At 68.3% G+C, this 16,688-nt stretch carries 18 protein-coding genes and 1 pseudogene; 4 read left to right on the plus strand and 15 right to left on the minus strand.

Going from position 1 to position 16,688, the window contains the following annotated elements; all coding sequences use genetic code 11:
- The first annotated feature begins 19 nt into the window (after nt 1-19).
- Complete coding sequence (disA, locus tag ACQI5H_RS16605) at nt 20-1,102, plus strand: DNA integrity scanning diadenylate cyclase DisA (RefSeq protein WP_427080427.1); 1,083 nt, start codon at nt 20-22, stop codon at nt 1,100-1,102.
- A gap of 6 nt (nt 1,103-1,108) precedes the next feature.
- Here disA and ACQI5H_RS16610 read toward each other — a convergent pair whose 3' ends face one another.
- Together ACQI5H_RS16610 and ACQI5H_RS16615 are read right to left on the minus strand one after the other, a co-directional pair.
- On the minus strand, nt 1,109-1,915 hold the full coding sequence (locus ACQI5H_RS16610) for a hypothetical protein (protein WP_427080428.1): 807 nt from the start codon (nt 1,913-1,915) through the stop codon (nt 1,109-1,111).
- Nucleotides 1,916-2,029: 114 nt separating this feature from the next.
- On the minus strand, nt 2,030-2,647 hold the full coding sequence (locus ACQI5H_RS16615) for a carbonic anhydrase (RefSeq protein ID WP_427080429.1): 618 nt from the start codon (nt 2,645-2,647) through the stop codon (nt 2,030-2,032).
- Here ACQI5H_RS16615 and ACQI5H_RS16620 point away from each other — a divergent pair.
- Nucleotides 2,646-3,545 (plus strand): A/G-specific adenine glycosylase, encoded by a 900-nt coding sequence (locus ACQI5H_RS16620; protein ID WP_427080430.1) that lies wholly within the window; start codon nt 2,646-2,648, stop codon nt 3,543-3,545. The two genes, ACQI5H_RS16615 and ACQI5H_RS16620, sit on opposite strands and share 2 nt — an antisense overlap.
- A 5-nt stretch (nt 3,546-3,550) precedes the next feature.
- Here the strand turns inward: ACQI5H_RS16620 and ACQI5H_RS16625 are convergent, their stop codons facing one another.
- Nucleotides 3,551-4,315, minus strand: a complete 765-nt coding sequence (locus tag ACQI5H_RS16625; RefSeq protein WP_427080431.1) for an alpha/beta fold hydrolase — start codon at nt 4,313-4,315, stop codon at nt 3,551-3,553.
- Between the two features lie 63 nt (nt 4,316-4,378).
- Between ACQI5H_RS16625 and mhuD the strand changes: the two genes are divergently transcribed.
- Both mhuD and ACQI5H_RS16635 read left to right on the plus strand, forming a co-directional pair.
- Nucleotides 4,379-4,696, plus strand: a complete 318-nt coding sequence (gene mhuD, locus ACQI5H_RS16630) for a mycobilin-forming heme oxygenase MhuD (RefSeq protein ID WP_076064116.1) — start codon at nt 4,379-4,381, stop codon at nt 4,694-4,696.
- Nucleotides 4,671-6,038 (plus strand): Cpe/LpqF family protein, encoded by a 1,368-nt coding sequence (locus ACQI5H_RS16635; protein WP_427080432.1) that lies wholly within the window; start codon nt 4,671-4,673, stop codon nt 6,036-6,038. The genes mhuD and ACQI5H_RS16635 overlap by 26 nt, the downstream gene beginning before the upstream one ends.
- 3 nt (nt 6,039-6,041) lie before the next feature.
- Here ACQI5H_RS16635 and ACQI5H_RS16640 read toward each other — a convergent pair whose 3' ends face one another.
- The 12 genes and pseudogenes from ACQI5H_RS16640 to ACQI5H_RS16695 all read right to left on the minus strand — a co-directional run.
- Nucleotides 6,042-6,593 carry a histidine phosphatase family protein gene (locus tag ACQI5H_RS16640; RefSeq protein WP_427080433.1) on the minus strand — a complete coding sequence of 184 codons (552 nt, stop codon included), beginning with the start codon at nt 6,591-6,593 and terminating at the stop codon, nt 6,042-6,044.
- On the minus strand, nt 6,590-7,375 hold the full coding sequence (locus ACQI5H_RS16645) for a CbtA family protein (protein WP_427080434.1): 786 nt from the start codon (nt 7,373-7,375) through the stop codon (nt 6,590-6,592). Before ACQI5H_RS16645 ends, ACQI5H_RS16640 begins: the two co-directional genes overlap by 4 nt.
- Before the next feature lie 9 nt (nt 7,376-7,384).
- Nucleotides 7,385-7,588, minus strand: a complete 204-nt coding sequence (locus ACQI5H_RS16650) for a CbtB domain-containing protein (RefSeq protein ID WP_076064109.1) — start codon at nt 7,586-7,588, stop codon at nt 7,385-7,387.
- 135 nt (nt 7,589-7,723) lie between these two features.
- Nucleotides 7,724-8,104 (minus strand): YbjQ family protein, encoded by a 381-nt coding sequence (locus ACQI5H_RS16655; protein ID WP_076064108.1) that lies wholly within the window; start codon nt 8,102-8,104, stop codon nt 7,724-7,726.
- A 69-nt stretch (nt 8,105-8,173) separates the two neighbouring features.
- Complete coding sequence (clpC1, locus tag ACQI5H_RS16660) at nt 8,174-10,708, minus strand: ATP-dependent protease ATP-binding subunit ClpC (RefSeq protein ID WP_427080435.1); 2,535 nt, start codon at nt 10,706-10,708, stop codon at nt 8,174-8,176.
- Between the two features lie 300 nt (nt 10,709-11,008).
- Entirely contained in the window at nt 11,009-11,347 is a 339-nt protein-coding gene (lsr2, locus tag ACQI5H_RS16665; RefSeq protein ID WP_076064105.1) for a histone-like nucleoid-structuring protein Lsr2, read from the minus strand.
- Nucleotides 11,348-11,465: 118 nt separating this feature from the next.
- Nucleotides 11,466-12,962: a lysine--tRNA ligase gene (lysS, locus tag ACQI5H_RS16670; protein ID WP_427080436.1), complete on the minus strand. Its 1,497-nt coding sequence runs from the start codon at nt 12,960-12,962 to the stop codon at nt 11,466-11,468.
- Between the two features lie 93 nt (nt 12,963-13,055).
- Entirely contained in the window at nt 13,056-13,880 is an 825-nt protein-coding gene (locus ACQI5H_RS16675; protein WP_427080437.1) for a type III pantothenate kinase, read from the minus strand.
- A gap of 2 nt (nt 13,881-13,882) precedes the next feature.
- The gene (gene panD / locus ACQI5H_RS16680) at nt 13,883-14,302 is read right to left on the minus strand and encodes an aspartate 1-decarboxylase (RefSeq protein WP_427080438.1); all 420 of its coding nucleotides are present in this window, start codon (nt 14,300-14,302) and stop codon (nt 13,883-13,885) included.
- A complete protein-coding gene (panC, locus tag ACQI5H_RS16685) occupies nt 14,302-15,222 on the minus strand; it encodes a pantoate--beta-alanine ligase (protein ID WP_427080447.1) in 921 nt (306 codons plus the stop codon). The genes panD and panC overlap by 1 nt, the downstream gene beginning before the upstream one ends.
- A gap of 5 nt (nt 15,223-15,227) precedes the next feature.
- Entirely contained in the window at nt 15,228-16,136 is a 909-nt protein-coding gene (locus tag ACQI5H_RS16690) for a Rossmann-like and DUF2520 domain-containing protein (protein ID WP_427080448.1), read from the minus strand.
- A 113-nt stretch (nt 16,137-16,249) separates the two neighbouring features.
- Nucleotides 16,250-16,688 (minus strand): annotated as a pseudogene (locus ACQI5H_RS16695) (DUF6779 domain-containing protein); the annotation flags it as partial.

The raw sequence follows: 16,688 nt of genomic DNA on the forward strand, positions 1-16,688 counted from the left end.
CGCCCAATCGGGCCGCAGAATGCACGCTGTGACCCGTCCGACCCTGCGTGAGACCATCGCCAGGCTGGCGCCCGGCACCGGGCTCCGGGACGGCCTCGAGCGCATCCTGCGCGGCCGCACCGGTGCGCTGATCGTGCTCGGCAACGACGAGAACGTCGAGGCCATCTGCGACGGCGGCTTCGCCCTGGACGTCCGGTACGCGCCGACCCGGCTGCGCGAGCTGGCGAAGATGGACGGCGCCGTCGTGCTGTCCACCGACGGCAGCCGCATCGTGCGCGCCAACGTGCAGTTGGTCCCCGATCCGTCCATCCCGACCGACGAATCGGGAACCCGGCACCGCTCCGCCGAACGGGCCGCCATCCAGACCGGCCACCCGGTGATCTCGGTCAGCCACTCGATGAACATCGTCACCGTCTACGTCGCCGGCGAACGGCACGTCGTCGCGGACTCGGCCACGATCCTGTCGCGGGCCAATCAGGCCATCGCGACCCTGGAACGCTACAAGGCCCGGCTCGACGAGGTCAGCAGGCAGCTGTCGCGGGCCGAAATCGAGGACTTCGTCACGCTGCGCGACGCGATGACGGTGGTGCAGCGGCTGGAGCTGGTCCGGCGGATCGGCCTCGCGATCGACTACGACTGCGTCGAGCTCGGCACCGACGGGCGCCAGCTGCGGCTGCAGCTCGAGGAGCTGCTGGGCGGCAACGACATCGCCCGCGAACTGATCGTGCGCGACTATCACGCCAGCCCCGAACCGCTGTCCGAAGCGCAAATCACCGCCACCCTCGGCGAGCTGGACGCCCTGTCGGACACCGAGCTGCTCGACTTCACTTCGCTGGCAAAGGTTTTCGGGTATCCGACGACCGCCGAGGCGCAGGACTCGGCGCTGAGCCCGCGCGGCTATCGCGCGATGGCCGGTATCCCACGGCTGCAGTTCGCCCACGTGGATTTGTTGGTCAGGGCGTTCGGGACGCTGCAGGGCCTGCTGGCGGCCAGCGCCAACGACCTGCAATCGGTCGACGGCATCGGCACGATGTGGGCCCGCCACGTGCGGGAGGGGTTGTCCCACCTGGCGGAGTCGACGATCGCCGACCCCCTGAGCTGAGCTCGGTTATCCCGTGGGAGCGGGGCCCGGGGGAACGCCAGGCGGCGCCTCGGGCTGCGGCACTGCCGGCTGACCCGGCACCGGACCCGGCGGCGCCGGCGGCTGGTTGAGGATGAACGGCACCGGCAGCGAGCGCAGATTGCCCAGCTGCACCACGAGGTTGTAGGTACCCGGCCCGATCCCCGGCCGCGGCAGCGGGCAATGCGGCGCCGAACCCATCCCGGTCCAGGTGACCGCGGTCGTCACCTGTTCCCCCGGGGTGAAGGTCTTGACCAGGGTTTCGTTGGACGGCGCGCAGTCCAGGTTGGACCACAGGCGCTTGTTGTCCAGCGAGTACACATACGCCGCCAGCACCGCGGCCCCGACGTCGCGCTTGCAGGACACCAGCCCGATGTTGGTGACGACCATGGTGAATTTCGGCTGGTCACCAATGAAATATTGGGGAGCGTTAGTCAGCCCCTTGACGGCCAGCGTCGAATCGGGGCAGTCATCGCCCTCCTTCAGCACCGGCGGCGGCTGCACGGCGGCGGTCGGTGTCGGCGACTCCGGGTTTTGGCCCTGCGGCGCAGGCGCCGGGGCGGGCCCTTCCGGCGCCGCCGGCGGGGGCGCCTGGGGTGCGGGCGATCCCGGCTTGCTTTGCGCGGAGTTGGGCTTGTCGGCGTTGGCGGGTTTTGCACCCGCGTTGTTGCTCATGAAGGCGATGACGGTGGCGACGACGATCCCGATCACTACTACCGCGATGCCCAGGGCCAGGCCCCGGCGCCGCCAATAGATCTCGGTCGGTAGCGGGCCACGCGGTTCCAGATCCAGCACATTCACACCGTAGGGCCAGGTCACGTGGTTTTGCCCGACCCGCCTCGGCGTGTCGCGATGTTAGCTGGACGGCCGGCGTGTAAGAAGCCGCCCCGCCGGGCCCAAAGTGGCCCGTTATTCGCCGATATCGCCCACGTGGTCGACCAGGACCGCGCGCCCGTCGGCCAGGTGATAGGTGACACCCGCTATTGCCAGCGTCCCCGCCGCCACCCGCTCCGCGACGGCCGCCGAACGGGCCATCAGCTGGGCCACCGTTTCGCGCACGTGGCGTTCCTCGAACTCGTCGACCCGGCTCAACCCGTCGCGGCGGCCCATCAGGATCGACGGCGCGACCCGTTCCACCACGTCGCGGACGAAACCGGCCGGTATCGCACCGTCGTCGATCGCGCCGATCGCCGCCTTCACCGCACCGCAGCTGTCATGGCCGAGGATGACGATGAGCGGCACGTCGAGCACCGTCACCGCGTACTCGATGGAGCCCAGGACCGCCGAATCGATGGCCTGCCCGGCGGTGCGGACCACGAACGCGTCGCCCAGGCCCTGATCGAAGATCAGCTCGGCGGCCACCCGGCTGTCCGCGCAGCCGAATATCACCGCGGTGGGCGTCTGGCCCGCGGCCAGGCTGGCCCGGTGTTCGACGCTCTGGCTGGGATGCGCGGGCTCGCCCGCGACGAATCGCTCGTTACCCTCTTTGAGTGCTTTCCACGCGGTTACCGGGCTGGTGTTGGGCATGGCACACATCATGCCGCACAAGCGAATGAACGTCCCGCCGGAGGAACTCCTCGACTGGTACGACCGGTCGCGCCGCGACCTGCCCTGGCGCGAGCCCGGTGTCAGCGCGTGGCAGATTCTGGTCAGCGAGTTCATGCTGCAGCAGACGCCGGTGGCCCGGGTGCTCGCGATCTGGCCGGATTGGGTGCAACGCTGGCCCACCGCATCGGCCACGGCGGCGGCCAGCGCGGCCGACGTGCTGCGCGCCTGGGGAAAGCTGGGCTATCCGAGGCGGGCCAAGCGGCTGCACGAATGCGCCACGGTCATCGCCCGTGACCACGGCGACGTGGTTCCCGACGACGTCGAAACACTGCTGACGCTGCCCGGTATCGGCAGCTACACCGCACGCGCCGTGGCCTGCTTCGCCTATCGGCAGGCGGTACCGGTGGTGGACACCAATGTGCGACGGGTGGTGGCCCGCGCCGTACACGGCCTGGCCGATGCGGGCGCGCCAGCCGCGGCGCGCGACCACGCCGACGTCGCGGCGCTGCTGCCGCGCGACGACACGGCGCCGAAGTTTTCGGTGGCGCTGATGGAATTGGGTGCGACGGTGTGCACCGCGCGCAGCCCGCGATGCGGGCTGTGTCCCCTCGATCGGTGCGCGTGGCGGCATGCCGGATACCCGCCGGCGCAGGGGCCCGCGCGCCGCGTCCAAACCTACGCCGGAACGGACCGTCAGGTCCGCGGACGGTTGCTGGATGTGTTGCGGGCCAACGATTCCCCGGTCACACGCGCCCAGCTGGACGTGGCGTGGCTGACCGATTGCGGTCAGCGCGACCGGGCGCTGGACTCGCTACTCGCCGACGGGCTGGTAACGCGGACGCTCGACGGCCGCTTCGCGTTGGCCGGCGAAGGGTAGCGGGGTCAAGAGGCGAGTCGGGCGAAGAACGACTCGACCGCCTCGCGGTATGCCCGCGGCGCTTCGTCGTGGATCAGATGGCCGGCCTGCGGTACCGCCAAATACGTTGTCGCGGAATCGGTTTGGGTCATCGCGCGCATCTGGCCGCGCGGCGTTACCGAGTTGCCGGCCTCGATGAGCAGCGCCGGCGCCCGCACGGCCTGCCACTGCGACCAGTAGTCCCGGGTGCCCCACTCGGCGGCGATCTGTATCCATCGCGACGTGTGGCCGTGCAACCGCCAACCGGTTGGGGTGCGATCGAAGGCGTCCAGGAAATACTGCCCCGCAATGGGTCCGAATTCATCGAATACTTCCTGCGCGGAACCGAATTCGACCGGGAGGGCGTGCAGCCAGGGCTCCCAGGGGCCGGTGGTGCGGCCGCGGAAGTCAGGGGCCATGTCCTCGACCACCAACGCCGAGACCAAATCCGGACACTGCGCGGCCAGACACCACGAGTGCAGGGCACCCATCGAGTGCCCGACCATCCTGGCCGGTACACCCAACCCGCTCACCGCGTCGCCGAGATCGGCCACGAACCGCTCGGTGCTGATCGGAAACGGATCGTCGACGTCGCGGCCGCGGTGCCACGGCGCATCGTAGGTGTACACGGTGCCCAAACGGGTCAGCCACGGCAGCTGGCGCGACCAGGTGGTGCCCCGGCCCATCAGGCCATGCACCAGTACCAACGGTGCGCCTTGGCCGCCGTGGCAGGTCAGCAGATCGCCGGGCATGAGACCATCTTGCGTGTCCCGCCCTCGAGTTCGACGGGCGAGGGGCCGCGGTAGCCTAGCGGAATGCCAGTGGTGAAGATCAACGCAATCGAAGTACCCGCCGACGCTGGCCCCGAGCTGGAGAAGCGGTTCGCCCATCGCGCGCACGCGGTGGAGAACCAGCCCGGTTTCCTCGGCTTTCAGCTGCTGCGTCCGGTCAAGGGTGAGGACCGCTACTTCGTGGTGACACACTGGGAGTCCGATGAAGCATTCCAGGCGTGGGCGAAAGGGCCTGCCATCGAAGCCCACGCCGGCCACCGGGCCAACCCCGTGGCGACAGGCGCGACACTGCTGGAATTCGAGGTTGTGCTGGACGTTGCCGCCAACGACAAGACCGGCTAGCAAGCGGCCATCCGCGCGGCGCCGGGCGGCGGCGGTGAGCGCCGCCGCAGCACTGGTGGTCACCCTGGCGCCGGGTTGCGCGCCCTCACCCTCGCCGCAGGCGAACGCGGCGAACCCGGGACGGCAGATCGACACCCGGACTCCCCCCGGTATCCGTGCGCAGCAGACGTTGGACATGCTGAACTCCGACTGGCCCATCGGCCCGGTCGGTGTGCGCACACTCGCCGCGCCCGACAAGGTCGAGTCGGTGGAAACCACGATGGAGGGGTTGTGGTGGGATCGCCCCTTCACCCTCGGGGGCGTCGACATCGGCGCGAGCGTTGCCACGCTGCATCTCATCTCCTCTTACGGTGCGCGACAAGACATCCGGATCCACACCGACGACGACGGGCGTGTCGACCGGTTCGACCTCGAGACACAACCCCCGACGGTCACGTCATGGCACGACGTCGACGCGGTGTTGAGCAAGACCGGTGCCCGCTACTCCTACGAGGTCTCCAAAGTCGACAACGGTCGCTGCGACCCGGTGCAGGGCACCAACACCCGCGAATCCCTGCCGCTGGCATCGATTTTCAAGTTGTACGTGCTGCACGCCCTGGCGGGTGCCGTGAAAAACGGCACGGTGTCGTGGGATGACCAGCTGACGGTCACGGACAAGAGCAGGGCCGTCGGTTCTTCGGGCTTGGAATTGCCTCCGGGAGCACATGTTTCGGTTCGCACGGCCGCCGAGAAGATGATCGCGACCAGCGACAACATGGCGACCGACTTGCTGATCGGGCGGATGGGCACGCGCGCGATCGAGGAAGCGCTCGCCACGGCCGGCCACCACGATCCGGGAAGCATGACGCCTTTCCCCACTATGTACGAGCTGTTCTCGGTCGGCTGGGGCCAGCCTGATTTGCGCAACCAGTGGAAGCAGGGTTCACCGGACGACCGGGCTCGACTGCTCACGCAGGCGAATTCGGCTCCCTATCAACCCGATCCCAACCGCGCCCACACCCCGGCCTCCAGCTACGGCGCGGAGTGGTACGGCAACGCGGAGGACATCTGCCGAGTCCACGCGGCGCTGCAGGCCGACGCCGTGGGCGCGGCCGCCCCGGTAAGGCAGATCCTTTCCGCCGTATCGGGTATCCAGCTCGACCGCAACGTCTGGCCGTACATCGGCGCGAAGGCCGGCGGCCTACCGGGTGACCTGACGTTCAGCTGGTACGCCGTCGACAAGACAGGGCAGCCGTGGGTGGTCAGCTTCCAGTTGAACTGGCCCCGCGATCATGGCCCGACCGCGACCGGCTGGTTCTTGCAGGTGGCCAAGCAGGTCTTCGCGCTGATCGCACCGCGATAACCCTCACAACCGCAGCGTCCAGCGGCCGTCCCGGAAGTGCAGAACGGTTTGGCTGAGCGGCGCAATGTCGATGCGCCAGAACGATTTCGCCTGCGCATCGAGGGCCAGCAGGATCGCCGCCCGGATCACCGCCGGATGTGTCACCGCCACGGCGCGCGACATGTCCCCCGTCAGGGAGCCCAGCCAGCCGTGCACCCGCGCGATCAGGTCGGCTATCGACTCGCCGCCGTGCGGGGCACGGGCCGGGTCGCCCAGCCACGCCTCGACGTCTGCGGGCCCGATGTTCGCCAGTGCCTCGCCGCGCCACCGCCCGCAGTCGAGATCGCCCAACCGCGGCTCCGTCGTGGCTTGCAAGCCCAGCAACTGCGCTGTTTGGCGGGCCCGCCGCTCGGGCGCGGTGAGCTGGCGCGTATCGCGGGCGATCGCAAGTGCGGCAACGCTTTCGAGAAGGCGGCGCCCGGTGTCGTTGAGCGGCTCGTCGGCGGGAAAACGCCCGGCCGCCATCGCGTCGGTCATCGCGTGCGAGACCAGGGTCAGCCTGACGACCTCGGTCACGCCGCCGTGCTCGACGCGCTGCGGACGCGCTCCCCCAGCAGCCGCCCCGCCAGCGTCGCAAACGCCACGCCGATGGTCGCCCACAGCACCGCCTGCGTGCCCAGCGAAACCAACCGGAACTCGTAGAGATCATCGGCGGGAAAGCCGGGATAGAGGATCGCGCCCGAGGCGTCACGCAACGGCTGGGGCGTCTCGTCCACGGCCGGCAGCAACACCATCACCACCGTGATCGTCACCAGGTAGGCGCCGGCGGCGAGCAGCCAGCCGTTCGGCGTGCCCAGCCGGGCGGTGAGCCGGCTGGCCAACCACACCCCCGCGATCGCCAGCAGCACCGACACCAGCACCGCCACCAGATACCAGCCGGTGCGCGCCCCGATCGTGTCCGCCTGCCCGACGGAGGGCGGATTCGGCGGGTACTTCACGAACGGCACCAGGTAGACCGCGGCGAAGGCGGCCGCGGCCAGCAGCAACGAAAGCGACTGTGGCCCAATGCCTCTCGCGCGGGTCGCGACAACGCAGAACAGCGCGGCGAACAATGCGCCCATCGCAACGCCGAAAATCAGCACGCCGAAACCCAATCCGGCGTTTGCCTGCACCGCGCGGGTGAACAACTCGGCGCCGTGCTCGTGCACGCCGTGCGCGTGCTCGGCATCGGTTCGGCCGTCCTCAAAGGCGATCGCACGGCCGATGACGGGCTCGGCGCACAGGCGGCCGAAGAGGAACGCGAGCACCGCGGCAAGCGCGCCGGCCAAGAGACCGCGCGCGATCAGACGCTTCTCCACGAGGAGCCGTCAGTGGCAGGGGAAGCCGAGCAGATGCCGCGCGTCGTGCACAAACTCGTGCACGTGGGAGTCGCTGCCGAACAGCGACACCGCGCCCTGATCGACGCCGACGAAGTAGAGCGCCAAGAGCGCCAGGAAGACGGTCGCCGCCAGCCACAGCGCGGCGCTTGCCGCCGATAAATCAATCGACCGGATGTCGGTGGAATCGGACACAGTTGACTCCTTCTGGGGATATCGCGTCCCGCTTAGGTCCGACGAGCTTCGGGTCTGACTTTCACAGTGGCGCGACCGTTTCGGACTTTCACCGGATTCCGTCACTCGTTTGGCAAGCGACAGTGTAAACCGCCGTCATTGCTGCGGGGGCGCGGCCCCGTAGCCGAGCTGATTCGCCGTGTACTTCGCCGCATCGGTGATCGGCACCGCCTGGACCGCGGTGCCGTAGGCGCAGATCTCCGTCCACACGTCGCCGATCTCGGTGGTGTCGAAGCGCATCGCGACGATCGCGTTGCCGCCGCGATTGCGCGCCTCGGCGATCAGCCGGCCCATCGCCTCGTTGCGGCTCTCGGCGAGGTTCTTGGTCATGCCGGCCAGCTCGCCGCCGAACATGGCCTTGAAGCCCGCGCCCATTTGCGAGAACGCGTTTCGGGATCGAACAGTCAGGCCGAAGACCTCGCCGCATACGCGTTGGATTTCCCAGCCCGGTAGGTCGTTGGTGGTCACGATCAGCACAGGCGGGCCCCTTACAACCGAAACGGGTGGCTAGTCCCGTCAGAGACTAACCACCCGTTTGCGCTATGGCTACGGCGTGTCGGGCGCGGCGTGCGCTCCGGCTTTCTGCAGCTCCGGCTCGGGCGGCGGCTTGCGGGTTCCGGTGAACGTGAACTTCGCGTCCTCGCCCGCGCTTTCGCCGTCCCAGTTGTCGACGTCGACGGTGACGATCTGCCCGGGCCCGACCTCTTCGAAGAGGATCTTCTCGGACAGCTGGTCCTCGATCTCGCGCTGGATGGTGCGCCGCAGCGGGCGAGCACCCAGCACCGGGTCGAAGCCGCGCTTGGCCAGCAACGCCTTGGCCTTGTCGGTCAGCTCCATCGCCATGTCCTTGCTCTTGAGCTGCGTGGCGACCCGGCCGATCATCAAGTCGACCATCCGGATGATCTCCTCGCGGGTCAGCTGGTGGAAGACGATGATGTCGTCGATGCGGTTGAGGAACTCCGGCCGGAAGTGCTTCTTCAGCTCGTCGTTGACCTTCTGCTTCATCCGCTCGTAGTCGTTCTCGCCACCGCCCTGGGTAAAGCCCAGGCCCACCGGCTTGGAGATGTCGGAGGTGCCGAGGTTGGACGTGAAGATCAGCACCGTGTTCTTGAAGTCCACCGTGCGGCCCTGGCCGTCGGTGAGCCGTCCGTCCTCGAGCACCTGCAGCAGGCTGTTGTAGATCTCCTGGTGCGCCTTCTCGATCTCGTCGAACAGCACCACGGAGAACGGCTTGCGCCGCACCTTCTCGGTGAGCTGGCCGCCCTCTTCGTAGCCGACGTACCCCGGCGGGGCGCCGAACAGCCGCGACGCGGTGAAGCGGTCGTGGAACTCGCCCATGTCGATCTGGATGAGCGCGTCGTCGTCGCCGAACAGGAAGTTGGCCAGCGCCTTGGACAGCTCGGTCTTACCGACACCGGACGGGCCGGCGAAGATGAACGAACCCGACGGGCGCTTGGGGTCTTTCAGCCCGGCGCGGGTGCGGCGGATCGCCTTCGACACGGCCTTGACCGCGTCCTCCTGGCCGATGATCCGCTTGTGGATCTCGTCCTCCATGCGCAGCAACCGGGTGGTCTCGGCCTCGGTGAGCTTGAACACCGGGATGCCGGTCCAGTTGCCCAGCACCTCGGCGATCTGCTCGTCGTCGACCTCGGCAACCACGTCGAGATCGCCTGAGCGCCACTGCTTTTCGCGTTCGGCCCGCTGGGCCACCAAGGTCTTCTCGCGGTCGCGCAAGCTGGCCGCCTTCTCGAAGTCCTGGGCGTCGATCGCCGATTCCTTCTCGCGGCGGGCCTCGGCGATCTTCTCGTCGAACTCGCGCAGGTCCGGCGGCGCGGTCATCCGGCGGATCCGCATCCGTGCACCCGCCTCGTCGATCAGGTCGATCGCCTTGTCCGGCAGGAACCGGTCGTTGATGTAGCGGTCGGCCAGGGTGGCGGCGGCCACCATCGCCGAATCGGTGATCGACACCCGGTGGTGTGCCTCGTAGCGGTCGCGCAGACCCTTGAGGATCTCGATGGTGTGCTCCACCGTCGGCTCGCCCACCTGCACCGGCTGGAAGCGGCGCTCCAGCGCGGCGTCCTTCTCGATGTACTTGCGGTACTCGTCGAGCGTGGTGGCGCCGATCGTCTGCAGCTCGCCGCGGGCCAGCTTGGGCTTGAGGATGCTGGCCGCGTCGATCGCGCCCTCGGCGGCACCGGCACCCACCAGGGTGTGCAGCTCGTCGATGAACAGGATGATGTCGCCGCGGGTGTTGATCTCCTTGAGGACCTTCTTCAGGCGTTCCTCGAAGTCACCGCGGTAGCGCGAGCCGGCGACCAGCGAACCCAGGTCCAGTGTGTAGAGCTGCTTGTCCTTCAGCGTCTCGGGAACTTCGCCGTGCACGATGGCCTGCGCCAGGCCCTCGACGACGGCGGTCTTGCCGACGCCGGGCTCGCCGATCAGCACCGGGTTGTTCTTGGTGCGCCGGGACAGCACCTGCATCACCCGCTCGATTTCCTTCTCGCGGCCGATGACGGGGTCGAGCTTGCCCTCCATCGCGGCGGCCGTCAGGTTGCGGCCGAACTGATCGAGGACCAGCGAGGTGGACGGGCTGCCGGATTCGCCGCCGCGGCCACCGGTTCCGGCTTCGGCCGCCTCCTTGCCCTGGTAGCCGCTCAGCAGCTGGATCACCTGCTGGCGCACCCGGGTCAGCTCGGCGCCGAGCTTGACCAGCACCTGGGCGGCCACGCCCTCGCCCTCACGAATCAGTCCCAGCAAAATGTGCTCGGTGCCGATGTAGTTGTGGCCGAGCTGCAGCGCCTCGCGCAAGCTCAGCTCGAGAACCTTCTTGGCGCGCGGGGTGAACGGGATGTGTCCGGACGGCGCCTGCTGGCCCTGGCCGATGATCTCCTCGACCTGGCTGCGGACGCCCTCGAGCGAGATGCCCAGCGATTCCAGCGACTTCGCTGCGACGCCTTCGCCTTCGTGAATCAAACCCAGCAGGATGTGCTCGGTGCCGATGTAGTTGTGGTTGAGCATCCGGGCCTCTTCTTGCGCCAGGACGACGACCCTGCGGGCACGGTCGGTAAATCTTTCGAACATCGGGTTACCTGCTCTCCCTCACCTCGGTACAGCCTCAGTTCCGGCCAGTGGGAGCCGGACTCGCGTACCTGCCATCCACTGTAATGGTCGGCCTGCCAGGGTTCCTAACCTTGCGGTTCCCCGCGGTTCGGGGGTCGCGTGGCCTTTACCGGCGATCTCCCCGCCGCCGACACAGCGGTAACTGAGGAAACGCGGCAAACCGCCAAATCGTTTCCGCCAACCCCCGTGCGATCGTTTCGCCACCAGCGAAAGAAACCGGCGCCCGGCGGTTGCGGCCGGGCGCCGGTGAGGACTGCGTTTCTAGGTTGCCGCGTGGAAGGCGTCGATGACGTCGGCGGGGATGCGGCCCCGCGTGGACACGTTGTGCCCGTTGCGACGGGCCCACTCGCGGATCGCCGCGCTCTGCTCGCGGTCGATCGCGCCACGGCCGCGGCCGGAACCGGAACGGCCGCGACGGCGACCGCCCACGCGGCGGCCGGCCGCTACCCACTGCTTCAGATCACTGCGAAGTTTTGCCGCATTCTTGGAAGAAAGGTCAATCTCATACGTCACCCCATCGAGCCCGAATTCGACTGTTTCGTCGGCCGCGCCCGCACCGTCGAAATCATCGACCAAGGTGACGGTCACTTTCTTCGCCATCAGATTACCCTCGCATTTCTTCTTGAGCAGTTGCTGAGCAGATTGGATAGATCCCCGCCATCAATCTGCCATAGGAACGCAGCATACTCAATCCGGAAGCACGACGCACAGTTGAACTTCAGTGCGGACGAACAATCGGGAACAAAACTGTCTCCCTAATTGACAGTCCGGTCAAACACATCAACAACCGATCGATACCCATTCCGGTTCCGGTGCAGGGCGGCATCCCGTACTCCAGTGCGGCGAGAAAGTCTTCGTCGAGCGCCATGGCCTCCTCGTCGCCGGCGGCCGCGGCGCGGGCTTGCTCGGCGAACCTCTCGCGCTGCACGATCGGGTCGGTCAATTCGGAATAGCCGGTGGCCAGTTCGACCCCGTGCACGTAGAGGTCCCACTTCTCGGTGACGCCCGGGATGCTACGGTGCTGACGCGTCAAAGGTGTTGTCTCGACTGGGAAATCCTTGACGAAGGTGGGAGCGGTGAGGGCGTTGCCCACCGCGTGCTCCCACAGTTCCTCGACGAGCTTGCCGTGGCCGTAGCCGCGATTGTCGGGAATCTCGACGCCGAGCCGATCGGCGATGGCGCGCAGTCGATCCAAGGTGGTGTCGGGTGTGATCTCTTCACCGAGTGCCGCCGACAGCGACGGATACATTTGTATGGACGCCCATTCTCCGTCTATGTCGTAGACGCTGCCGTCGGGCAACGGTAGTTGTCTGGTGCCGATCGCCTCGTCGGCTACCTCTTGAATAAGCTCACGGGTGACCACTGCCGAATCGTCATACGTTCCGTACGTCTGATAGGTCTCCAACATGGAGAATTCCGGAGAATGCGTGGAATCGGCACCTTCGTTTCTGAACACGCGATTTAGCTCGAAAACACGGTCGAATCCACCGACGATGCAGCGCTTGAGGAACAGTTCCGGCGCGATCCGCAGGTACAGATCGATGTCAAGAGCATTGGAATGTGTGATGAACGGCCGCGCCGCCGCGCCGCCCGCCAGTGTCTGCAACATAGGCGTTTCGACTTCGAGAAACCCACGCCGTTCCAATGCGCCGCGTATCGCGCGGACGACGGCGATCCGCTGGCGGGCGACAGAGCGAGCCTGCGGGCGGACGATCAGGTCGACGTAGCGCTGCCGCACCCGCGCCTCTTCGCTCATCTCCTTGTGCGCGACGGGCAGCGGCCGCAGCGACTTGGCCGCCATCCGCCAGGAGTCGGCCAGTACGGACAGTTCGCCGCGCCGTGAGCTGATCACATTGCCGTGCACGTAGACAAGGTCGCCGAGGTCGACGTCGGCCTTCCACGCGTCCAGCGCTTCGCGGCCCACCTTGTCCAGGCTGATCATCACCTGCAGGCTGACGCCGTCGCCGTCCTGGAGTGTCGCAAAACACAATTTTCCGGAGTTGCGCGCGAAGATGACCCGGCCCGCGACACCGACGATGTCGTCGGTCGCGGTGTCGATCGGCAGATCGGGATGATCGGCGCGCACCTGCGCCAGGGTGTGGGTGCGTTCGATCGCCACCGGGTAGGGCTCGCGACCCTCCGCCAGTAGGCGAGCGCGCTTGTCCCGGCGGATCCGGAACTGCTCAGGAAGGTCTGCTGCGTCGGCAGAGTTCACGACGTGCCAGCTTAAATGACGGGCCTTCGAGTGTGCGCTGACGGCGACCAGTGTGCGCCGAGGGCGCCCTGGACGCACAGGCGTTGAGCGCGCTCAGCGTGCCGTCTTCAACCGGCCGCGCTGCGCGTCGCGGTTGCGCTCGAAGACCAGTCGCAGGCCCTGCAGGGTCAGGTGCGCGTCGTAGTGGTTGACGGTGTGCAGCTGGGGCAGCAGCAGCGGCGCGGTGTGCCCGGTCGCCACGACCACGACGTCGTCGCCGAGGTCCTCGGAAAAGCCGTCCACGTCCGCCCGGATCCGCGTGACCAGGCCGTCGACCAACCCGGCAAAGCCGAACACCGCACCGGCCTGCATGCATTCCACGGTGTTCTTGCCGACCACCGACCGGGGCTCGGTCAGCTCGACCCGGCGCAGCGCGGCCGAGCGGGCCGCGGCGGCATCCGACGAGACCTGTACCCCGGGTGCGATGGCCCCGCCCAAGAACTCGCCCTTGGCCGACACCACGTCCACGCAGATCGACGATCCGAAGTCGACGACGATGGCGGCCCGGCCGAACTTGTGAAAGGCCGCCAGGCAGTTGACGATTCGGTCGGCGCCGACTTCCTTGGGGTTGTCGACCAGCAGCGGGATCCCGGTGCGCACCCCCGGTTCGATAAGCACGTGCGGCACCGACGGCCAGTACTGGTCGAGCATGACCCGCACCTCGTGCAGCACCGACGGGACGGTGGACAGGGCGACGGCGCCGGTGAGCCGCTCGGAATCCTCGCCGATCAGGCCGTCGATGGTCAGCGCCAATTCGTCCGCGGTGACCTCGGATTCGGTCCGAATACGCCATTGCTGCACGACTTTTGCGTGCTCCTTTGAGCCCGACAGCAGCCCGACAACGGTGTGGGTATTGCGGACGTCGATCGCCAGCAGCACGGCTACCGTGCACCCATTCGCGGATCGAGTAGCTCGGCCGCGTCATCCGGCACGAAGGCCGGATCGTGCCCGAGGTCGATCGGCTTGTTGTCGGCGTCGACGAAGACGATCCGCGGCCGGTAGTCACGCGCCTCGGCGTCCGTCATGGTCCCGTAGGCGATCAGAATCACCAGATCTCCGGGGTGAACGAGATGGGCTGCGGCGCCGTTGATTCCGATCACCCCGGAGCCCCGCTCGCCGGTGATGGCGTAGGTGACCAACCGCGCGCCGTTGTCGATGTCGACGATGGTTACCTGTTCGCCCTCGAGCAGGTCCGCGGCGTCCATCAAGTCGGCGTCGATGGTCACCGAACCGACGTAGTGCAGGTCGGCCTGCGTGACCGTGGCGCGGTGAATCTTCGATTTCAGCATCGTCCGAAACATCAGTTCCTCCAATGTGATTGGGCGAGTTCGTCCGGCCCGTCGGTGCCGGCGAGATTTCCAACTTCGATCGCAATGTTGTCCAGCAGTCGGGTGCCGCCCAACCGGGCGGCGATCAGCAGGCGTCCGGGCCGGCCGACCTGCGGCGGGCCCAGCTCGGCGTCGCGCAGTTCCAGGTAGTCGACCTCGATCGCGGGCACGGCGTCGAGCACCGAGCGCGCGGCGTCCAGCGCGGCCCGCGCGCCGATCGGCGCCGCGTGCGCGGCGGCCACCAGTGCCGCCGACAGCGTGCCGGCCAGTTCGCGCTGCGCAGGATCGAGGTAGCGGTTGCGCGACGACATCGCCAGCCCGTCGCCTTCGCGCACCGTCGGCACCCCGACCACCGCGACGTCGAGGTTCAAGTCGGTCACCATCTGCCGGATCAGGACCAGCTGTTGGTAATCCTTCTCGCCGAAGAAGACCCGGTCGGGACGCACGATCTGCAGCAGTTTGCACACGACGGTCAGCACGCCGGTGAAATGCGTTGGCCGCGAGCCGCCCTCGAGTTCGGCGGCCAGTGGCCCCGGCTGCACGCTGGTGCGCAGGCCGTCGGGATACATCGCCGCAGCGGTCGGCGCGAACGCGATCTCGACGCCTTCGCCGCGCAACATCGCCAGGTCCTCGTCCAGCGTGCGGGGATACGCGTCAAGATCTTCGCCGGCGCCGAACTGCAGCGGATTGACGAAGATCGACACGACCACCACCGAGCCGGGCACCCGCCTGGCGGCGCGCACCAGGGCCAGGTGCCCGTCGTGCAACGCGCCCATGGTCGGCACCAGCATCACCCGGCGTCCGGTGTGGCGCAGCGCGCGACTGACCTCGGTGACGTCGCGCGGCGTCGAATAGAGGTTGAGCTCGCCCGCCGTGAACGCGGTCGGCGCCATCGGGTTCATCGCGCCAGCACCTCGACGACGTCGGCGGGAGCGTGGGCGCGCTGGGCGGTGCGCAGCGCATTCACCCGGTAGGCGTTGGCCAGCGCGGGGTCCACCCGGTTCAGCGCGGCCAGGTGCTGGGCGACGGCGGCCGCATCGCCGCGCGCGACCGGTCCGGTGAGCGCGGCCTGGCCGCGTTGCAGGGTGTTCTCCAGCGCGGCCCGCGCCAGCGGCCCGACGATGCGTTCGGCGATGCCGCCCGGTTGGTCGTCGACGGTTTGTTGGCCAAGCAGTTCGCTGCCGCGCAGCGCGGCGCGCAGCGCGTCGAGCGCGTCGGCGAGCACGGCCACGATGTGGTTTCCCGCATGGGCCAGCGCGGCGTGGTAGAGGACGCGGTCGTCCTCGCGGACGCAGAACGGCTCGCCGCCCATCTCCAGGACCAGGGATTGGCCGATCGCGTACCCGACGTCGTCGGCCGCGGTGATCCCGAAGCAGGTGTCGGGCAGCCTGCTGATGTCCTCGTCGGATCCGGTGAAGGTCATCGCCGGGTGGATGGCCAGCGGTATGCAGTCCGGCGCCAGCGGCGCGAGGATGCCGACGCCGTTGGCGCCGGACGTGTGCGCAACGATCGTGCCGGGCCGCAGCGCCGACGTCGCCGCCAGGCCGGAAACCAGGCCGGCGAGTTCGCTGTCGGGAACCGCCAACAGCAGCAGCTCGGCACCGGCCGCTACATCCGGCGGCGAGACCACGGGGGTATCGGGCAGCCGGCGCTGCGCCCGCTGCCGCGACGCGTGGGAAATGGCGCTGCACGCCACGACGACGTGGTCCGCGCGCTCCAGCGCGACGCCCAGCGCGGTGCCCACCCGGCCCGCGGAGATGATCCCCACCTTGAGCCTGGCCGGGCGCAAACCGTCGAACTGCACCATCGCAGACGACCTCACTGATTTCTTCGTTCGTTCCAGTCCCAACTGGGTACCGGACGGTCACTAAGACTGTAGTCGATTGGTTGGGCCGCCCCCAATGTGACGATGCCCTCAGCTCAGCCTTCCCGGCGTCGCCGACGGCCCCCACCGGACGGCTCCACCTGCAGCCGCGCCAGCAGGTCGGCGACGGAGTGGCCGCCCGACGGCGGTGCCTCGCCCGTGCCCTGCTGCGCTTCGGCCGACGGGTCGGTGCCCCCGTGCCGCGGCGCGTGCGCGGGCGGTTGTGGCGGTGCCATTTGTGGTGGCGGCGGCGTGGCCGGCGGCTCGTTCGTCGCCGCATAGTTCCCGATGCCGAAGTCGCGGTACTCCGCCGAATGCCGGGAGCGCGCGCGGCGACCGGGCTCGCCGTACGGCTGGGAAAGTTCGTGTTCGACGCGCGAGCCGTCCAGGGGCTCGTCCGGGTGGGAATGCCGGGCACGCCGAATTCCCGCGTCGGCCGGGCCGGGCGAATCGCCACCGGCCCAGTGGCTGCCCGGCGCGCCCGGCGGCAGCCAC

Origin of the sequence: Mycobacterium heidelbergense (genome assembly GCF_050205645.1) — a bacterium.
Lineage (GTDB): Bacteria > Actinomycetota > Actinomycetes > Mycobacteriales > Mycobacteriaceae > Mycobacterium > Mycobacterium heidelbergense_A.